Here is an 18,600-nt window from a genome sequence, read left to right as displayed (position 1 = left end):
CGCTGCTGGTCGAGGAACGGCCGGATGCCCCGCACCTCCAGGGCGGTCAGCCACTGGAGCCGCAACTGCTCGGCCCCGCCGGGCTGGTTCCGCCGCCCGGCGGCCCGGTGTGCCGAGGGCCAGTGCCCGGCGGTGAGCTTGACGAGAGTCGCCGCGACGCCCGCCACCGCGACCGTGGCCCCCGCGCCGAACGCCGTGCCCGCCGAGGTGCCGAGCCCCAGGTCGGCGCCGAAGGCCGCGGCCGCCGCGACGGCCGTGACCACCACGGGGGTGCCCAGGGAGTGCCTCGACAGCCGCTCGGCCGGCGGCCGCCGCTCGGCGTCCGCCTCGTCGAGCGCGCGGAGATACGCCTCGTACTCCTCGGCGGACCGGGCGGCCATCTCCTCCAGCGCCTCCCGGGCTCTCGCCATCAGCACCGCGCGATCGGTCCGCCCGCCGGTCCGGCGGGCCTCCTCCTCCACGGCGCGCTCCAGCAGGCGTTCGGCTTCCGCCCGGTGGCCGTCCCGCAGGACGGCCGGTGAGCCCGGCATCTACTTCCCCCTCCAGCAGTGATCAGTGATCTCGCCACTCCGCACAGTGTTCCGTCTGGAGGGACTTTCCGGCAGGCCTGTGGATAACTCCCCCGGACGGCGAGATGAGTCAGGATGGGTTCATGCCGAACCGACTGGCCCAAGAGACCTCCCCCTACCTCCTCCAGCACGCCGACAACCCGGTCGACTGGTGGCCCTGGTCGGACGCGGCCTTCGCCGAGGCGCGGCGGCGCGACGTCCCCGTGCTGCTCAGCGTCGGTTATTCGAGCTGTCACTGGTGCCATGTGATGGCCCACGAGTCCTTCGAGGACGAGGAGACCGCGGGCTGTCTCAACGCCCACTTCGTGCCCGTCAAGGTCGACCGGGAGGAACGCCCGGACGTCGACGCCGTGTACATGGAGGCAGTGCAGGCGGCCACCGGCCAGGGCGGCTGGCCGATGACGGTGTTCCTGACGGCCGACGCGGAGCCGTTCTACTTCGGCACCTACTTCCCGCCCCGGCCCCGGCAGGGCATGCCCTCCTTCCGGCAGGTGCTGGAGGGCGTGCGGGCGGCGTGGACGGACCGGCGCGAGGAGGTCGGCGAGGTCGCGGGGCGGATCGTACGGGAACTGTCGTCCCGCTCCCTCGCGGCGGCCGGGAGCGGTGCCCGCCCGCCGTCCGAGGAGGACCTGCACGCGGCGCTGCTCGGCCTGACCCGCGACTACGACGCGTCGCACGGCGGTTTCGGCGGCGCCCCGAAGTTCCCGCCGTCGATGGTGCTGGAGTTCCTGCTGCGGCACCATGCCCGCACGGGCTCCGAGGGCGCCCTCCAAATGGCCTCCGACACCTGCGAGTCGATGGCCCGCGGCGGCATCTACGACCAGCTCGGCGGTGGCTTCGCGCGCTATTCGGTGGACCGTGAGTGGGTCGTGCCGCACTTCGAGAAGATGCTGTACGACAACGCGCTGCTGCTCCGGGTGTACGCGCACCTGTGGCGGTCGACCGGTTCCGATCTCGCGCGGCGGGTGGCGCTGGAGACCGCGGACTTCCTGGTCCGCGAGCTGCGCACCCCGGAGGGCGGTTTCGCCTCGGCGCTCGACGCCGACAGCGAGATTCCGGACAGCGAGGTCCCGGACGGCGAGGTCCCGGATGGTGCGGTCCCGGACGGCGCCGCTCCGCAAGAAGGGGCCGCGGGCGGTGACGCGGGCGGTGGCGGCCGCCCCGCCCCCCACGCCGAAGGCGCCTTCTACGTCTGGACGCCCGCCCAGTTGCGCCGGGTCCTCGGCGAGGACGACGCGCGGCTCGCGGCGGCCTGGTTCTCAGTCACCGGGGACGGCACCTTCGAGGAGGGCGCCTCCGTGCTGCAACTGCCCGGCGAGGGCGTCGCCGACGCCGGGCAGATCGCGTCCATCCGGGAACGACTGTTCGCGGCGCGGGAGTCGCGTCCGCGCCCCGGCCGGGACGACAAGGTCGTCGCCGCCTGGAACGGCCTCGTGATCGCCGCGCTCGCCGAGACCGGCGCGTACTTCGACCGCCCCGACCTGGTCCTCGCCGCCACCGACGCCGCCGATCTGCTCGTCCGCGTGCACATGGGCCCGGGCGGCCGTCTCGCCCGTACGTCCCGTGACGGCAGGGCCGGTGCGCACGCGGGCGTACTGGAGGACTACGCGGATGTGGCCGAGGGCTTCCTGAGCCTGGCGGGCGTCACCGGTGAGGGCGTCTGGGTCGAGTTCGCGGGGCTGCTCCTCGACACCGTGCTGCGGCACTTCGCCGACGAGGACGGCACCCTCCACGACACCCCGGACGACGGCGAGCAGCTGATCCGGCGCCCCCAGGACCCGACCGACAGCGCCACGCCGTCCGGCTGGAACGCCGCGGCCGGGGCGCTGCTGTCGTACGCCGCGTACACCGGCAGTGCCGAGCACCGCGCGGCCGCCGAACGGGCCCTCGGCGTGGTCAAGGCGCTGGCCCCGCGCGCCCCGCGGTTCACCGGCTGGGGCCTCGCGGTCGCCGAGGCGGTGCTGGACGGCCCGCGCGAGGTGGCCGTGGTCGGTCCCGCCGGGGACCCGGCCACCGGCGAGCTGCACCGCGCGGCCCTGCTCGGCACGGCGCCCGGCGCGGTCGTCGCCCTCGGCGAACCGGGCGCGGACGACGCGGAGGCCGTTCCGCTGCTCCGGGACCGCCCGCTGCTGTCCGGCCGTCCGGCGGCGTACGTCTGCCGGAACTTCACCTGCGACCTCCCCACCGCCGATCCCGGCGAGCTGTCCGGCCGTCTCGGCGGAGCGGGCGGGAGCTGACCGGCGGGCGTCAGCGGCGCCCCAGGCCGTTCCCCAGTACGTCGAGGGCGCGTTCGATCAGGGCCACCAGGTCCTCGGGGCCGCCGTCCTCGGACCAGTACAGAACGGTCTCCTGCATCGCGCCGAGGAAGGCGCCCGCGAGCACCCGGGCCTCGAAGACGTCGTGGACCCCGCCGCGCCGGCTCAGGGCCTCGGCGAGGGCCCCGGCGGTGGAGCTGACGCTCTCCGCCATCCGGCCCCGGACGGCCGGCACGTCCCGCAGCAGCCGCATCCGCTGCCGCACCTCGTCCGGCTCGTCCGCGACGACCTGCCGCAGGGACTCCAGCACCGCGTGCCGCAGCGACTGCAGCAGGGGTTCGTCCGCGGGGCGGGCGGCCAGCGCGTCCAGCGTCAGCGGGTCGTACTCGTCGGTGACGACGAGGTCTTCCTTGGTCGGGAAGTAGCGGAAGAAGGTGCTCGGGGACACCTCGGCGGCGGCGGCGATCTGGTCGACCGTCGTGGCGTCGTAGCCCTGTTCGGCGAAGAGACGGAACGCCTCGGCGCGGATCGTGCGCCGCGTCTTGATCTTCTTCCGCTCCCGCAGCCCGGGCCGCGCCCCCGCCGCTGCGGCCGGGGTGTGCCGCCCGGTGTCGGACTCGGGCGGCCGGTGGTCGGATGCGGGACGTGCGGGGTTCATGCCGGTGATTGTGCGCCATCACCGGCGGGCGGGGCCAGCACGGCGGTTACGCATCGCGGTGCCGGCGGCCCGGCAGGCGCAGGGCCGTGAAGACGGCTGTGACCAGCGCCGCGACCCCGCACACGGCGAGCGCGAGGCTCATCCCGTGCACGAAGGCGGCGTCCGCCGAGGCGGCGAGTCCGGGAGCGTCCAGCCGTGTCGCGACCAGGTGCGCGGCGACGACTGACTCCCGGGCCGCGTCCGCCGCCGGGCCGGGCAGCCCCGAGGTGTCCAGGCGGCCGGTGAACGCGCCTGCGAGCAGGCTGCCCAGCAGCGCGACGCCCACGGCGCCGCCGACCTGGCGCAGGGTCTGCAGCAGCCCGGAGCCGGTGCCGGACCGGTCGGCGGGAAGGGCGGCGAGCGCGCCGTCCATGGCGGGTACGACGGCGAAGCCGAAGCCGGTGCCCGCGACGGTCAGCCAGAGGGCGGCCCAGCCGTAGCCGTCGCCCGGCCCGGTGGCGGCGCCGAGGAACGCGGCGGCGGCCAGCACGACGAGGCCCGCGCTGACGACCGTACGCGCGCCGAGGCGCCGTACCAGCGGGGCGGCGCACCGGGCGGCGACGAGCAGGCCGCCCATCATCGGCATCAGCCGCACCCCGGTGTCGAAGGCGCCGTAACCCAGCACCGCCTGGAGGTACTGCGGCAGCAGGAACAGCAGTCCGGCGATCACCAGCGTGGTCAGCGAGGTGGTGAGGGTGTTCCACAGGAAGGCGGGGCGGCGCAGCAGTCCGAGGTCGAGCAGCGGCCGCTCGCTGCGGCGTTCGTGCAGTACGAGTCCGGCGAGCATGGCCGCGGAGCCGGAGAGCGCGAGCAGGACGAGCGGGTCGGTCCAGCCCCGGCCCGGGCCCTCGATGATCCCGAAGACGAGCGCGCCGAGCCCGCCGGCGGACAGCAGGGTGCTCACGGCGCCGACGGCGGGCGCGGCGGGGTCCCGGCTCTCCGGGAGCAGCAGCAGGCAGGCGAGGATGCCGAACGCGGCGAGCGGGACGTTGACCAGGAAGACCGATCCCCACCAGTAGTGGTCCAGCAGCCAGCCGCCGACGAGCGGGCCCAGCGGCAGCCCGGCGGCGGCTCCGGCGGCGATCGCCCCGACGGCCTTCGACCGCTCCTCGTCGCCGAACAGCGAGGGCAGCACGGACAGCGCCAGCGGCATCACCAGGGCCGCCCCGACGCCCATGCCCGCCCGGGCCGCGACGAGCTGTTCCGGGGAGCCGGCGAAGGTGCCGGCGACCGAGCCGGCCAGGAAGACCACCAGCCCGGCGGTGAGCATCCGGCGCCGGCCGAAGCGGTCCCCGAGCAGGCCCGCGGGCAGCAGCAGCGCGGCGAACACGACGATGTAGGAGTCGGCGATCCACTGCTGTTCGCCGGTGTCGGCGCCCAGCTGGGAGGCCATGGCGGGGAGCGCCACATTGAGGATCGTGAGATCGAACCCGAGCACCAGGACGCAGACGACGAGCGCGCCGAGCGCCCACCAGCGGCGCGGGTCCGGGGTGCCGGGCGGTGCGGCAGCGGAGCGGGCCGCGCCGGGCCGGGCGGCGTCGGGTCGGGCCGTCATGGGAACACCTCCGGGAGTTACTGTCTTATGACAGTAACTCTCAAAAGATGCCAGCAGTCAATAAGGTCCCGGGGATGGGAAACGGAACGGCCGTGACCCGTCGGGACGGGTCACGGCCGGGAGGGCGGCGGGCGGGTTCAGCTGTGCTGGTACGCCACCAGTGAAATGCCGATGTAGTGCGCGACGAACGCTCCCAGGGTCAGCGAGTGGAAGACCTCGTGGAAGCCGAAGTGGCGCGGCGACGGGTTCGGGCGCTTCATCGCGTAGATGACGCCGCCCGCGCTGTAGAGCAGGCCGCCGGTGATCACCAGGATCAGTACGGCCACGCCGCCCTTGTGCATGAACTCGGGAAGGAAGAAGACGGCCGCCCAGCCCATCGCGATGTAGCACGGGACGTAGAGCCAGCGGGGCGCGCCGACCCAGAAGACGCGGAAGGCGATGCCGGCCACCGCGGCGGTCCAGATCGCGACCAGCAGCGTGCGTCCGCTGTCCCGGGGGAGCAGGAGGACCGTCAGCGGGGTGTAGGTGCCCGCGATGATCAGGAAGATGTTCGCGTGGTCGAGCCGGCGCAGCACGGCGTTGGCGCGCGGGCCCCAGTCGCCGCGGTGGTAGAGCCCGCTCACACCGAACAGCAGGCAGGCCGTCAGCGTGAACACGGCACAGGACAGCCGCCCGCGTCCGCTCTCGGCGAGAGCGGTCAGGAATACCCCGGAGATCAGGACCACCGGGAACATGCCCGCGTGCAACCAGCCCCGCAGGCGCGGCTTGATGTGCTCCGGGATGTCCAGTGAGAACACACCGGAGGACTCGGAGGGCGCGGTCTCTTCGGTCGCGGCCTCGGGTGAGGCGTCGGGTGTGGCAGTCATGGATCCATGCTAGCTACGGGGCCGTAGGTTACCGATCCGTGTCGGTTCCCGTCACGTGGTCGTGCTCACGTGTGGCGCCCTCTGGACAGATGGGCGACATCATCGGAGACTCAAATGAGTGCGGTCGGCACCGGATGAGCGGTCAGCAGCGTCCGGGTCGCGGCCCCCATGGGGCAACTACCTCAATATGCGGACATCAGGGACAGGGATGTCCGCACGGACCCTCACTATCTGACGCCGGAGCAGCGCGGTTCCGGCGGAACGGAGCGATCGTGGCGCGCAGCGCTGTGTCTCCCGGGGGCGTCTCCGCCCCCGTGGCTCCCAATCCCCTCACCCGTCACCGAGAGCTGATCTCGTGGGTCGACGAGATCGCGGCCCTCACCGAGCCCGACCGGGTCGTCTGGTGCGACGGCTCGGAGGCCGAGTACGAGCGCCTGTGCGAGGAACTCGTCGCCAAGGGCACGTTCAAGAAGCTCGACCCGGTCAAACGCCCGAACTCCTACTACGCCGCCTCCGACCCCGGTGACGTGGCCCGCGTCGAGGACCGCACCTTCATCTGCTCGGAGAAGGAGGAGGACGCGGGCCCGACGAACCACTGGAAGCACCCCGGCGAGATGCGCGAGATCCTCACCGGCGAGCGGGGCGTCTTCCGCGGCTCGATGCGCGGCCGCACGATGTACGTCGTGCCCTTCTGCATGGGCCCGCTCGGCTCGCCGCTGTCCGCGATCGGGGTCGAGATCACCGACTCCGCGTACGTCGCCGTCTCCATGCGCACCATGACCCGGATGGGCCGGCCCGTCCTGGACGAACTCGGTGACGACGGCTTCTTCGTCAAGGCCGTGCACAGCCTGGGCGCCCCGCTCGCCCCGGGCGAGACCGACGTGCCGTGGCCCTGCAACACCACCAAGTACATCTCGCACTTCCCCGAGAGCCGCGAGATCTGGTCGTACGGCTCGGGCTACGGCGGCAACGCGCTGCTGGGCAAGAAGTGCTACGCGCTGCGCATCGCCTCCGTGATGGCGCGTGACGAGGGCTGGCTCGCCGAGCACATGCTGATCCTCAAGCTGACCCCGCCGCGCGGGCAGTCCAGGTACGTCGCGGCGGCCTTCCCCTCCGCCTGCGGCAAGACCAACCTCGCCATGCTGGAGCCGACCATCCCGGGCTGGACGGTCGAGACCATCGGTGACGACATCGCCTGGATGCGCTTCGGCGAGGACGGCCGGCTCTACGCGATCAACCCGGAGGCGGGTTTCTTCGGCGTCGCGCCCGGCACCGGCGAGCACACCAACGCCAACGCGATGAAGACCCTGTGGGGCAACTCCGTCTTCACCAATGTCGCCCTCACCGACGACGGCGACGTCTGGTGGGAGGGCATGACGGAGGAGACCCCGGCCCACCTCACCGACTGGAAGGGCAACGACTGGACCCCGGAGTCCGGCACCCCGGCAGCCCACCCCAACGCGCGCTTCACCACCCCGGCCGGGCAGTGCCCGATCATCGCGCCGGAGTGGGAGGACCCCAGGGGCGTGCCCATCTCGGCGATCCTGTTCGGCGGCCGCCGCGCCTCCGCCGTACCGCTGGTCACCGAGTCCTTCGACTGGCAGCACGGGGTCTTCCTCGGCGCCAACGTCGCCTCCGAGAAGACCGCCGCCGCCGAGGGCAGGGTCGGCGAGCTGCGCCGGGACCCGTTCGCCATGCTGCCGTTCTGCGGCTACAACATGGGCGACTACATGGGGCACTGGGTGAGGATCGGTGCCCAGGCCGATCCGGCGAAGCTGCCGAAGATCTACTACGTGAACTGGTTCCGCAAGGACGACAGCGGACGGTTCGTGTGGCCGGGCTTCGGTGAGAACGGCCGGGTGCTGAAGTGGATCGTCGAGCGGCTGGAGGGCCGGGCCGAGGGTGTCGAGACGCCGATCGGTGTGCTGCCGGCGAAGGGATCGCTCGACACCGAGGGGCTGGACCTCTCCGACAGCGACCTCGACTTCCTGCTCACCGTCGACAGGGACGTGTGGCGGGAGGAGGCCGCGCTGGTGCCCGAGCATCTGAACACCTTCGGTGACCACACGCCGAAGGAGCTGTGGGACGAGTACCGCGCGCTCGTCGAGCGGCTCGGCTGACGCCGGGGCCGGTTGTTCCGGCCCGGCTGCGCCGCTCCCCGCCCGCCCCCGTCCCGGGGCGGGCGGGCCCGTTCGCGGGGCGGACGGGCCCGTTTCCGGGGCGCGTTCCCCGCACCGTACGGCCGGTCGCGCCGGCACCCGTTCCCGGGCCGTCGCGACCGGCCTCACGGTGCGGGGCGGCCGGCGCCCGGCCGGGCGCCCCGGCGGGGCGAACCGAGTCAACTTTAGACTCGATCCAAGTTAGGATGGTCTCCTGACCTGACGAGGAGGCCCATTCATGTACGAGCCGATCCGCTCCAAGTCGGTCCACAGCACGGGGGAGCCGACGGACTACCCGCACCGCAGCCGCGAGGAGGAGCTGGACATCCAGCTCGCCGGGCATCTGGCCGCGCTGCTGGCCGTGACCGACGAGCTGCTGGCCCGCACCCCCGAGCCGTCGCTGGAGCGCGCGGCGCACCGGCTGTCCGAGCGCGTCGCCCGGCTGCGCGGCGGAGCCCGGCCGGTCCGTGCGGCCGGCGCGGACGTCACGGACCCGGACCCGGCGCGCGTGGAGGCGCTGCACCGGCAGGCGCACACGCTGGCCGGCCGGGCCCTGGTCGTCGCCGCCTCCCGCGCGGACACGGGCGCCGCGATCCTCGCCGCCGAGCGGATGGACGCGCACGCCGATGCCCTGGAGACGACGCCGGCGGCCCTGACGGCGGCCGGCTGATCCGGCCGCCCGGCCCCGTACGGTCCGGGCAGCCGGCTCAGGGCTGGCTGTAGCCGCCGAGGAAGTCGCCGATCCGGGTCACCGCGTCCGCCAGGTCGTCCTTGTGCGGCAGCGTGACCAGCCGGAAGTGGTCGGGTTCGGGCCAGTTGAAGCCCGTACCGTGCACGATCATGATCTTCTCGGCGCGCAGCAGGTCCAGCACCATCTGCCGGTCGTCCTTGATCTTGTGGACCTTGGGGTCGAGCCGGGGGAAGGCGTACAGCGCGCCCTTGGGCTTGACGCAGCTCACTCCCGGGATCCGGGTCAGCAGCTCGTACGCGGTGTCGCGCTGCTCCAGCAGCCGGCCGCCCGGCAGCACCAGCTCCTTGATGGACTGCCGCCCGCCGAGCGCCACGGCCACCGCGTGCTGTGCCGGGACGTTCGCGCACAGCCGCATGTTGGCGAGGATCGTGAGCCCCTCCATGTAGCTGGAGGCGTGCTCCTTGGGGCCGCAGACCGCGAGCCAGCCGCTGCGGTAGCCCGCGACCCGGTACGCCTTGGACAGTCCGTTGAAGGTCAGCGTCAGCAGGTCGGGGGCGATGGCGGCGGTCGGCGTGTGGGTGGCGTCGTCGTAGAGGATCTTGTCGTAGATCTCGTCGGAGCAGACGATCAGATTGTGCCGGCGGGCGATCTCCGTGATGCCGCGGACCAGCTCGTTGTCGTAGACGGCGCCGGTCGGGTTGTTCGGGTTGATGATGACGATCGCCTTGGTGCGGTCGGTCACCTTGCGCTCGATGTCGGCGAGGTCCGGCATCCAGTCGGCCTGCTCGTCGCAGCGGTAGTGCACGGCGGTGCCGCCGGACAGCGCGACGGCGGCGGTCCACAGCGGGTAGTCCGGCGCCGGGACGAGCACCTCGTCGCCGTCGTCGAGGAGCGCCTGCATCGACATCTGGATCAGCTCGGAGGCGCCGTTGCCGAGGTAGATGTCCTCGACGTCCAGCTCGATGCCCTGCGTCTGGTAGTGCTGCATCACCGCGCGGCGGGCGGTGAGCAGGCCCTTGGCGTCGCCGTAGCCGTGCGCGCCGCCGAGGCTGCGGAGCATGTCCTCGAGGATCTCCGGCGGGCACTCGAAGCCGAACGGCGCCGGGTTGCCCGTGTTGAGCTTGAGGATGCGGTGACCCGCTGCTTCGAGCCGCATGGCCTCCTCGAGCACCGGGCCCCGGATCTCGTAGCAGACATTGGCGAGTTTTGTTGACTGGATCACCTGCATGTTCGCCACCATACGGGCGCCCGTACGGGGTCGCTCGGTGTTTTCCGCCACGTGGACGCCGTACTCCGCTCCGCCGGCCGACCCGCTGCGCCGCCCGGTCAGCGGAGCGGGGTGCGCCGCACCGAACGGCCCGCGAGGACGTCCGTGCGCCGCCCGTCTTCGATGACGAAGCGGCCGTCGACGAGCACATGCGGAATGCCGGTCGGAAGGGTCCGCGGGGCTTCGAAAGTGGAGCCCGCGGCTACGGTTTCCGGATCGAAGAGGACGAGGTCCGCGCGGTATCCGGACCGGATCACGCCCCGGTCGGGCAGCCGGAGCCGGGCCGCGGGGCGCGATGTGAGGTGTGCCACGCATTCCTCCAGCGGGAGGACGCCCTCCTCGCGGACGTAGGTCCCGAGGTACCGCGGGAAGGTGCCGTACGCCCGCGGATGCGGCTTGGCGCCCTGCAGAATGCCGTCGCTGCCGCCGGTGTGCACCGGGTGGCGCATGATCGCGCGGACGTTCTCCTCGTGCCCGACGTGCTGGAGGATCGTCGGGCCGAGCCGGTCCTGGAGCAGCAGCGCGCGGGCCGTCGCGAACGGCGTCTCGCCGCGGTCGGCCGCCGCCTGCGCGACCGTCCTGCCGACGTGGCCCGCGAGCGCCGGGTCGGTGACCCCGGAGATCTCGATCGTGTCCCACTCGATCGGCACCCCGTGGCAGCCGTCGGCGCCCTCGACCTCCATGGTGTGCCGGATGCGCTCGGCCGTGGCGTCGTCCCGCAGCCGGCGCAGGATCGCGTCGGGCCCGCCCTCGCTCGCCCAGCTCGGCAGCATCGCGACGAGCGTCGTGCAGCCGGGGAGGTAGGGATACGTGTCGAGGGTGATGTCGGCGCCCGCCGCCAGCGCGTCGTCGAGCAGCGCGAGCAGCTCGGGGGCGCGGCCCTTGTTGACGCCGAAGTTCATGGTGGCGTGCGCGAGATGCAGCGCGCAGCCCGCCTCCCGGCACAGCGCGACCATCTCCTCGTACGCGCCGAGGGCGCCCGCTCCGTAACTGCGGTGGTGCGGGCAGTAGTAGCCGCCGTATTCGGCCACGACACGGCACAGCTCGGTCAGTTCGGCGTCCGAGGCGTACATCCCGGGCGTGTAGGTGAGCCCGGACGACAGCCCGACCGCGCCCTGTTCGAGGCCCTCGGCGACGAGCCGCCGCATGTGGTCCAGCTCGGCGGGGGTCGCGGGGCGGTCGTCCCAGCCGACGGCGAGCATCCGTACGGTGCCCTGCGGGACGAGATACGCGGCGTTGACGGCGATGCCCTCGCCGCCGAAGCCGTGGTCCAGGCGGTCCAGGTACTCGCCGACGCCGGACCAGTCGAGATCGAGGTCGGAGCCGTCGCCGTTCCAGCCGGTGATCTGGCGGCGCACCTCGGCGCGGGTGCGGTCGTCCACCGGCGCGTACGACAGGCCGTCCTGGCCGATCACCTCCAGGGTGACGCCCTGGGCGGCCTTCGCGGAGTGGTCCGGGTCGCGCAGCAGCGCCAGGTCGCTGTGCGCGTGCATGTCGATGAAGCCCGGGCTCAGGACGAGGCCGTCGGCGTCCAGGACGCGGCGTGCCGCCGGGCGGGGTCCGCCCTCGCGGACGATCTCGGTGACGCGGCCGCCGGTGACGCCGACGTCCGCGCGGTACGCGGGGGCGCCGGTGCCGTCGACGACACGGGCGTCCTTGATGACCAGGTCCATGGCCGTGTGCCCTTCTCCCGGCGCCCCGCGCCGGGGATCTCAGCTGCCCGCCCGGCCGCCGACGGGGCGGCCGGGCGCGGGCGGTGGACTTCTCGCGCGAGCGCGGTCAGAAGAAGGTCCGGACGAAGTCCGTGACCGTTCCGTCCTCCCGGGTCAGCGGAATCAGCTGCCACTTGTCAAACGACGTGCACGGGTGGGACAGCCCGAAACCGACCCAGTCGCCGACCTCCAGCCGCGGACCGGAGCCGTCCCCGGAGCCCTCCTCGACGGCGAGCCAGGTGTGCTGGTCCGACAGCCCGGTCACCGACAGCCCCGCGGCCGCCCGCTCCGAGCCGTCCCGGGCGGACCGTACGACCCGGGGGAACGGCAGGTCGATGTCGTAGGCCGCGTCCCGCTTCCCGGCGTTCAGGAACGCCTGGCCGGGCTCGGGCCGCGACACGACCTGGGCCCACAGCAGGAAGGCGGGCCGCAGCGCGCCCTCGTCCGGGACCCGGTTGAACGGGGTGAGATGCCGGTAGTGGCCGTCGTCGTGTGAGACGTACGCGCCGGAGCGCAGCAGTTTGAGCACCGGCCGGGACAGCTCGCCCGCCTCGGCGAAGACCTCCGCCACCGCGTCGAACCAGGCGCTGCCGCCCGCGCTGAGCACGATCTCGTCGGCGTCCGCGAAGCGGCCCTCCCGGTCGAAGGCGGCGGCGAGCGCGGTGAGTTCGCGCAGCCACGCCGTGACCCGGGCCGGGTCCGCCCGCGGCACCTCGCCCTCGTAGCCCGCGACGCCGACGAGGCGCAGCGTCCCGGTCCGCGCCACGGCGTCGGCCACCGCGGCGCAGTCCGCCTCCGTGCGCGCCCCGGTGCGCGCGCCGGGGCCCGCGCCCAGCTCGACCACCACGTCCACCGGGCGCCGCGCGCCGCACGCGGTCAGCGCGGCGTCCATCAGCTCCACGCCGCGCACCGAGTCCACGTACGAGACGAAGCGGAAGCCCGGGTCGGTGTCCAGCTCACCGGCGAGCCAGCGCAGGGCCGCGGCGTCGACCAGCTCGTTGGCGAGGAAGATCCGCCGGATTCCGTACGCCCGGTAGACCCGCACCTGGTGCGGGACGGCGGCCGTGATGCCCCAGGCGCCGTGTTCCAGCTGGCGTTCGAAGAGCTGCGGGGACATGGACGTCTTGCCGTGCGGCGCGAACGCCAGGGCGTGCCGGTCGGCGTACTGCTCCATCAGCGCCAGATTGTGCTCCACGGCCTCCGCGGACAGGGCGAGCACGGGTGTGGTGAAACCGCCGGTGAACAGCGACCGGCGCTCGGCGGCCAGCTCGCCCACCGTCAGGCCGTCGGCGTCCGGCGGCAGGCCCTTGAAGCGGTGGTCGACGCGTTCGCCGGCCAGCTGCGCGACGGAGGAGTCGGCGGCCATGGAGCCTCCCACGGTGAGTGTGTTGCATCGTGTGCAACAGCCATTGCGTATGTCGATTACCGCTGTCTAACATCCGGCCAACGCCCGGTCAATGCAGACCGGGCCCCCGAGCAGCCGGATCACGCCGGGGAACGGCACCCGCCGAGCCGGGGGAGAGCCGGACCGGGTCCGGGAAGGCACAGCCGGATCCGCCCGGCGGAAGCAAGGAGAACCACCGATCGTGACCGCCGTGACCGCACTGCCGAGCGTCGACGTCGTCTGCCTGGGCGAGTCCATGGTCACGTTCATTCCCACCCGGCCCGGGCGCCTCGCCGACGTACCGTCCTTCGAGCGCGGCATCGGCGGCGCCGAGTCGAACGTCGCCTGCGCCTTGGCCCGCGCGGGACACAGCAGCCGCTGGCTCAGCCGGGTCGGCACGGACGGGTTCGGCGACCATCTGCTGGAGACGATCGCGGCCGCCGGGGTCGACGTCTCGGCCGTGCGGCGCGACTCCGGGCGCCCGACCGGCATCTACTTCCGTACGGCGGGGGAGCGGCCGCTGTCCGCGGACGGGTCCGGAGCTGACGGTTCCGGAGCTGACGGGTCCGGAGCGGGCGGTTCCGGAGCGGGCGGTTCCGGAGGGAGTGCGTCGCGAGCGGGTGGGGCCTCCGCCGGAGCGGAAGGTTCCGAAGAGGCGGGTGGCTCAGGCGGCTCGGGCGGCTCGGGTGCGGCCGACGGGCCCGCGGGATCCGGGGCCGCCGGGGACGCCCCCGTCGGCGAGGTCGTCTACTACCGGGCCGGCTCGGCCGCCGCCGCGATGGCGCCCGGACTCCCGTCCCGGGAAGAGGCCTGGTCCGGCCGGATCCTGCATCTCAGCGGCATCACCGCCGCGCTCTCCGCCGACTGCCTCGCCCTGCTGCGCGACCTCACCGGGCGCGGTCCCGGGCGCCCGCTGGTCTCGTTCGACGTCAACCACCGCGCAGGGCTGTGGGCGGCCGCCGCCCGCCGGGCCGAGGCCGCGGGCGACGACGGCAGCGGTGACGGTCCGGCCGTGCTCGCCGAGCTGGTGCGCCGCTGTGACCTGGTGTTCGTCGGCGAGGACGAGGCCGAGGCCGCCTGGGGACTGCACGGCGCGGCGGCGGTCCGGGAGGCCTTCCCCGAACCGGACGTGCTGGTCGTCAAGCAGGGCTCCCGCGGGGCCACGGTCTTCGCCCGGCAGGGCACGGCCGGGTGCGCGGGCGCGGAGGCGGGCGCGGAGGCGGACGCGGGCGGGACCGTGCCCGCGGGCGACGGGGCGGGCGGCACCGTGCGGGCAGGCAGCGGCGGTGACACCGTGCCCGCGGGCGGCGCCGGTGACACCGTCCACACCGAGCCCGCGCTCCGGGTCGACGTCGTCGCCCCCGTCGGCGCGGGAGACGCCTTCGCCGCCGGGTTCCTCTCCGCGACCCTGCGCGGACTCCCCGTCCCCCGGCGGATCCGGCACGGCCATCTGACGGCCGCCGCGGCCCTCACCGTCCCCGGCGACCTCGGCGATCCCCCGGCCCGCGAGCTGGCCGACCGGCTCGCCGGTCTCCCGTCCGCGGGCTGGGAGACACTGCGACTCGGCCCCGGCTGGACGTCCGGGGAGCTGTCCGTACCGGTGGAGGCACGAACCCCATGAGCCAGACCGTCGACCGAGCCCTGAGCATCCTGCCGCTGCTGGCCGAGGGGCCCGCCAATCTGGAGCAGGTCGCCCAGCGGCTCGGCGTGCACAAGTCGACCGCGCTGCGGCTGCTGCGCACCCTGCACGAGCACGGCATCGTCTACCGCCAGCAGGACCAGCGCTACCGCCTCGGTGCCCGGTTGTTCGCGCTCGCCCAGGAGGCCGTGGAGAACCTCGACATCCGCGAGATCGCCCACCCCCATCTCACCCGGCTCAACGAGAAGTGCGGGCACACCGTCCATCTCGCGGTGCACGAGGAGAACGAGGTCCTCTACATCGACAAGGTCGAGAGCCGCTATCCGGTGCGGATGTACTCCCGGATCGGCAAGCCGGTCGCGATAACGGTCGCGGCCGTCGCCAAGCTGCTCCTCGCCGACCTGCCCGAACCGGAGCGGCGCGCCCTCGCCGAACGGCTCGACTACCCCCTCTACACGCCCCGTTCGACGCCCAACGCCGCCGCGTTCCTCAAGGAGCTGGCGACGGTGCGCGAGCAGGGCTGGGCCACCGATCTCGGTGGTCACGAGGAGTCCATCAACTGTGTCGGGGCGCCGATCCGCGGCACCGACGGGCGGACCGTCGCGGCCTGCTCGATCTCCGCGCCGAACGTCGTCGTGACCGCCGAGGAACTCCTCGCGCTGCTTCCGCTGGTACGCCGCACCGCCGACGCGATCAGCAGGGAGTACTCCGGGAAGGCGCCGGACCGACCATGAGGACCCGTCACCGGCGGGCGATCCCCGCGGACAGCCCCTGTGCGCCGTCCCGAAGACCCCCGTGAACCGGCAGCCCCCGCAGGCCGGCTCCGGGAACCGGCAACTCCCGGGCGAACGGCCGGTGACCGACCGGCTCCGGGCACGAGCACCCCGCGAGCCGGCGGCCCGCGCAAGCCGGCAACCCCGTAACCCAGCAACCCCGCAAGCAAGCAACCCGGCAAGCAAGCAACCCGGCAAGCAAGCAACCTCGCAAGCAAGCAACCTCGCAAGCAAGCAACCCCGTAAGGAAGTGCCCCCATGAGTGACAAGCTCACGAAGACCGCGATCACCCCCGCCACCCACACCACGCCGCCCGCGAAGTTCTCGCACGGCGTCCGCAAGGGCAACATCCTCCAGGTCGCCGGACAGGTCGGCTTCCTCCCCGCGGTGCCCGGCGAGGCCCCCACCCCGGCCGGCCCCACCCTGCGCGAGCAGACCCTCCAGACGTTCGCCAATGTCCGGGCGATCCTCGAGGAGGGCGGCGCGAGCTGGGACGACGTGATGATGGTCCGCGTCTACCTCACGGACACCGCGCACTTCGCCGAGTTCAACGAGCTGTACAACGACTACTTCGCGGACCTGACGGAGGCTCCCGCCGCCCGCACCACCGTCTACGTCGGCCTGCCCGCCGGTCTGCTCGTCGAGATCGACGCGCTCGCCGTCCTCGGCTGACCTCCTCGGCCGGAACACCAGTACGGAGCCCCGTCACATGCTGCTCGCCGCCCCCGCCGAGACGCCGCCGCACACCGGCGGCCTGCTCGCGCTGATACCCGGCACGGCCGGTCTGCTGACCGTTGCCGCCCTCGGTATCGCCCTGCTGCTCTTCCTGATCATCAAGGTCAGGCTCCAGCCGTTCGTCGCCCTGCTCGCCGTGTCCATCGCGGTCGGGCTGGGCGCCGGGCTGTCGGTGACCGAACTCTTCGGCACCGTCCAGAAGTCCGACGCCGTCTCGCTCATCGAGTCGGGGATGGGCGGCATCCTCGGCCACGTCGCCATCATCATCGGTCTCGGCACCATGCTCGGTGCCATCCTCGAGGTCTCCGGCGGCGCCGAGGCGCTCAGCTCCCGGCTGCTCGGCCTGTTCGGCGAGAAGCGTGCCCCGCTCGCGATGGGCGTCACGGGCGTGGTGTTCGGCATCCCCGTCTTCTTCGACGTCGGCATCTTCGTCCTGGCGCCGATCGTCTACGCCGCCGCCCGCCGCAGCGGAAAATCGATCCTGCTGTACTGCATGCCGCTGCTCGCCGGCCTCTCCATGACCCACGCGTTCCTGCCGCCGCACCCCGGGCCGGTCGCCGCGGCCGGACTGCTCCAGGTCGATCTCGGCTGGGTCATCCTGATGGGCGTCCTCGTCGGTGTGCCCGCGGTGCTCGCCGCCTGGGCGTACGCCGCCTGGATCGGCAAGCGGGTCTTCGTCGACGTGCCGCAGGACATGGTCGAGGCCGCCGAGGAGGCGAAGGCCGCCGTCCTCGCCGAGCAGCGGGCGGCCGGCACCCGGCCGCCCGAACGGCCCGTCGCCGTCGGCACGGTGCTCGCCATCATCGGTACGCCGCTGGTGCTGATCCTGCTGGCGACGTTCTCCTCCATCGCGCTGGACCCGAGCACCCTCCGCTCGGTGATCGAGTTCTTCGGCCACCCCTTCGCGGCGCTCACGATCGCCCTGCTGCTGGCCTACTACCTGCTGGGGCTGCGGCGCGGCTGGTCCCGCAAGTCGCTGGAGACCGTGTCGACCGCGTCACTGAAGCCGGTCGGCAACATCCTGCTGGTCGTCGGCGCGGGCGGGGTCTTCGGCGCGGTCCTCAAGGGCAGCGGCGTCGCCGAGGCGCTCGCCGACGCGTTCGACAGCGTCGGACTGCCGGTGCTGCTCCTCGCCTGGCTGATCTCGGTCGTGCTGCGGGTGGCGCAGGGGTCGGCGACGGTCGCGATCGTCACCACCGCGGGCATCGTGCTGCCGCTGATCGAGGGCGCCGGGCTCTCGCAGGCGTATCTCGCGCTGATCATCATGGCGATCTCGGCCGGATCCATCTTCGCCTCGCACGTCAACGACGGCGGATTCTGGATGGTGTCGCAGTACTTCGGCATCTCCGAACGGGACACGCTCAAGTCCTGGACGGTGCTGGAGACGGTGCTGTCGGTGGCCGGATTCGTGACGGCGGCGCTGATCAGCCTGGTGATCTGACAACAGACGCCGAGGGTGGGGGTGGCCTCCCCCCTCAACCTGGTCGTTGGAACCGTTCCCAACTGCGTACCCTCGTACAGAGGGCCAAAAGGGAGGCGGCCGGGGATGGGGACTGAGGATCTGAGTGTCGAGCTGTTGGGCCCGCTCGTGGTGCGGCGTGCGGGAAGAGCGCTCGACCTGGGCCCGCCCAAGCGGCGTGTGCTCCTGATCCGGTTGCTGGTGGAGGACGGCCACGCGGTCTCGGTGGACCAGTTGTGCGAGGACGTGTGGGAGGGGAATCCGCCGGCCAACGTCACCTCGACCCTGCACGCCCACATCAGCAGGCTGCGGGCGGTGCTCGAACCGGAGCGCCGCCGGCACGGCAAGTCCGAGATCCTGGTGACCGAACCCATGGGGTACGCCCTGCGGGTACCGCCGGAGGCCCGGGACACCGTGCAGTTCGAGCGGGGTGTCGCCCGGGCCCGGCGGCTGCTCGCGGACGGGCGGGCGAAGGACGCGCGCGAGGAGATCGAGACGACCCTCGCGCTGTGGCGCGGGACGGCGCTCGCCGACGCCTCGCACCATCTCTTCGCCGGACGTGAGACCTCCCGGCTGGAGGAAGCCCGGCTCACCGCGGTGGAGTTGCACGTCGCGGCGCTGATCGGGGTGGCCGAGTCCGAACAGGCGGTGGCCACGGCGGAGGAACTCACCGCCCGCCACCCGTTGCGGGAGGCGGGCTGGGGCCTGCTGATGCGCGCGCTGTACCTGTCGGGCCGCCAGGCCCACGCCCTCCAGCGCTACGAGGAGATTCGGGTCCGGCTGGCCGATGAGCTGGGAGTGGACCCGGGGCCGGAGCTGCGCGCCGTCCACCGGGCGAT

14 protein-coding genes and 1 pseudogene are annotated in these 18,600 nt (G+C 73.1%); 8 read left to right on the top strand and 7 right to left on the bottom strand.

The features are described 5' to 3' along the window. Positions 1–530 (bottom strand): annotated as a pseudogene (locus GCU69_RS07970) (hypothetical protein); the annotation flags it as partial. Between the two features lie 122 nt (positions 531–652). Between GCU69_RS07970 and GCU69_RS07965 the strand changes: the two are divergent. Next, complete coding sequence (locus tag GCU69_RS07965) at positions 653–2,806, top strand: thioredoxin domain-containing protein (protein WP_156205510.1); 2,154 nt, start codon at positions 653–655, stop codon at positions 2,804–2,806. Between the two features lie 10 nt (positions 2,807–2,816). Here GCU69_RS07965 and GCU69_RS07960 read toward each other — a convergent pair whose 3' ends face one another. The 3 genes from GCU69_RS07960 to trhA form a co-directional block, all read right to left on the bottom strand. Beyond that, positions 2,817–3,482, bottom strand: coding sequence for an acyl-CoA-like ligand-binding transcription factor (locus GCU69_RS07960; RefSeq protein WP_098753721.1), 666 nt, complete (start codon positions 3,480–3,482; stop codon positions 2,817–2,819). Between the two features lie 46 nt (positions 3,483–3,528). After that, positions 3,529–5,076: a DHA2 family efflux MFS transporter permease subunit gene (locus GCU69_RS07955; protein WP_156205509.1), complete on the bottom strand. Its 1,548-nt coding sequence runs from the start codon at positions 5,074–5,076 to the stop codon at positions 3,529–3,531. A 137-nt stretch (positions 5,077–5,213) separates the two neighbouring features. Next, complete coding sequence (gene trhA, locus GCU69_RS07950; protein WP_098753723.1) at positions 5,214–5,942, bottom strand: PAQR family membrane homeostasis protein TrhA; 729 nt, start codon at positions 5,940–5,942, stop codon at positions 5,214–5,216. Positions 5,943–6,214: 272 nt separating this feature from the next. Between trhA and GCU69_RS07945 the strand changes: the two genes are divergently transcribed. Continuing rightward, complete coding sequence (locus GCU69_RS07945; protein ID WP_408055774.1) at positions 6,215–8,062, top strand: phosphoenolpyruvate carboxykinase (GTP); 1,848 nt, start codon at positions 6,215–6,217, stop codon at positions 8,060–8,062. 277 nt (positions 8,063–8,339) lie between these two features. Then, positions 8,340–8,771, top strand: coding sequence for an SCO4983 family protein (locus GCU69_RS07940; protein ID WP_098753724.1), 432 nt, complete (start codon positions 8,340–8,342; stop codon positions 8,769–8,771). Positions 8,772–8,808: 37 nt separating this feature from the next. Here the strand turns inward: GCU69_RS07940 and GCU69_RS07935 are convergent, their stop codons facing one another. From GCU69_RS07935 to GCU69_RS07925, 3 genes are all read right to left on the bottom strand, one after another. Further along, the gene (locus GCU69_RS07935; protein ID WP_098753730.1) at positions 8,809–10,020 is read right to left on the bottom strand and encodes a pyridoxal phosphate-dependent aminotransferase; all 1,212 of its coding nucleotides are present in this window, start codon (positions 10,018–10,020) and stop codon (positions 8,809–8,811) included. A 98-nt stretch (positions 10,021–10,118) separates the two neighbouring features. Further along, positions 10,119–11,732, bottom strand: a complete 1,614-nt coding sequence (locus GCU69_RS07930) for an N-acyl-D-amino-acid deacylase family protein (protein ID WP_098753725.1) — start codon at positions 11,730–11,732, stop codon at positions 10,119–10,121. A gap of 106 nt (positions 11,733–11,838) precedes the next feature. Further along, positions 11,839–13,137, bottom strand: coding sequence for an amino acid deaminase (locus GCU69_RS07925; RefSeq protein ID WP_156205507.1), 1,299 nt, complete (start codon positions 13,135–13,137; stop codon positions 11,839–11,841). A 274-nt stretch (positions 13,138–13,411) separates the two neighbouring features. On the opposite strand from GCU69_RS07925, the gene GCU69_RS07920 reads away from it, so the two are divergent. The 5 genes from GCU69_RS07920 to GCU69_RS07900 all read left to right on the top strand — a co-directional run. Then, positions 13,412–14,776 (top strand): sugar kinase, encoded by a 1,365-nt coding sequence (locus tag GCU69_RS07920; RefSeq protein ID WP_235978310.1) that lies wholly within the window; start codon positions 13,412–13,414, stop codon positions 14,774–14,776. After that, entirely contained in the window at positions 14,773–15,528 is a 756-nt protein-coding gene (locus GCU69_RS07915; RefSeq protein WP_098753728.1) for an IclR family transcriptional regulator, read from the top strand. The genes GCU69_RS07920 and GCU69_RS07915 overlap by 4 nt, the downstream gene beginning before the upstream one ends. Positions 15,529–15,825: 297 nt before the next feature. Beyond that, entirely contained in the window at positions 15,826–16,239 is a 414-nt protein-coding gene (locus GCU69_RS07910) for a RidA family protein (protein ID WP_156205505.1), read from the top strand. A 37-nt stretch (positions 16,240–16,276) separates the two neighbouring features. Next, the gene (locus GCU69_RS07905) at positions 16,277–17,743 is read left to right on the top strand and encodes a GntP family permease (RefSeq protein ID WP_098753731.1); all 1,467 of its coding nucleotides are present in this window, start codon (positions 16,277–16,279) and stop codon (positions 17,741–17,743) included. Positions 17,744–17,848: 105 nt separating this feature from the next. After that, positions 17,849–18,600 (top strand): AfsR/SARP family transcriptional regulator (locus GCU69_RS07900; protein ID WP_170315800.1); only part of this gene is annotated, 752 nt, incomplete at its 3' end.

It is taken from the genome of Streptomyces lycii (genome assembly GCF_009735685.1).
Lineage (GTDB): Bacteria > Actinomycetota > Actinomycetes > Streptomycetales > Streptomycetaceae > Streptomyces > Streptomyces lycii.
This window is presented reverse-complemented; position numbering and strand designations above follow the sequence as displayed.

Coding starts and splice junctions, on each gene's coding strand:
- GCU69_RS07940 (WP_098753724.1), top strand. CDS start 8,340: ATGTACGAGCCGATCCGCTCCAAGTCGGTCCACAGCACGGGGGAGCCG.
- GCU69_RS07955 (WP_156205509.1), bottom strand. CDS start 5,076: ATGACGGCCCGACCCGACGCCGCCCGGCCCGGCGCGGCCCGCTCCGCT.
- GCU69_RS07935 (WP_098753730.1), bottom strand. CDS start 10,020: ATGCAGGTGATCCAGTCAACAAAACTCGCCAATGTCTGCTACGAGATC.
- GCU69_RS07915 (WP_098753728.1), top strand. CDS start 14,773: ATGAGCCAGACCGTCGACCGAGCCCTGAGCATCCTGCCGCTGCTGGCC.
- GCU69_RS07930 (WP_098753725.1), bottom strand. CDS start 11,732: ATGGACCTGGTCATCAAGGACGCCCGTGTCGTCGACGGCACCGGCGCC.
- GCU69_RS07965 (WP_156205510.1), top strand. CDS start 653: ATGCCGAACCGACTGGCCCAAGAGACCTCCCCCTACCTCCTCCAGCAC.
- GCU69_RS07960 (WP_098753721.1), bottom strand. CDS start 3,482: ATGAACCCCGCACGTCCCGCATCCGACCACCGGCCGCCCGAGTCCGAC.
- GCU69_RS07920 (WP_235978310.1), top strand. CDS start 13,412: ATGGTCACGTTCATTCCCACCCGGCCCGGGCGCCTCGCCGACGTACCG.
- trhA (WP_098753723.1), bottom strand. CDS start 5,942: ATGACTGCCACACCCGACGCCTCACCCGAGGCCGCGACCGAAGAGACC.
- GCU69_RS07925 (WP_156205507.1), bottom strand. CDS start 13,137: ATGGCCGCCGACTCCTCCGTCGCGCAGCTGGCCGGCGAACGCGTCGAC.
- GCU69_RS07910 (WP_156205505.1), top strand. CDS start 15,826: ATGAGTGACAAGCTCACGAAGACCGCGATCACCCCCGCCACCCACACC.
- GCU69_RS07905 (WP_098753731.1), top strand. CDS start 16,277: ATGCTGCTCGCCGCCCCCGCCGAGACGCCGCCGCACACCGGCGGCCTG.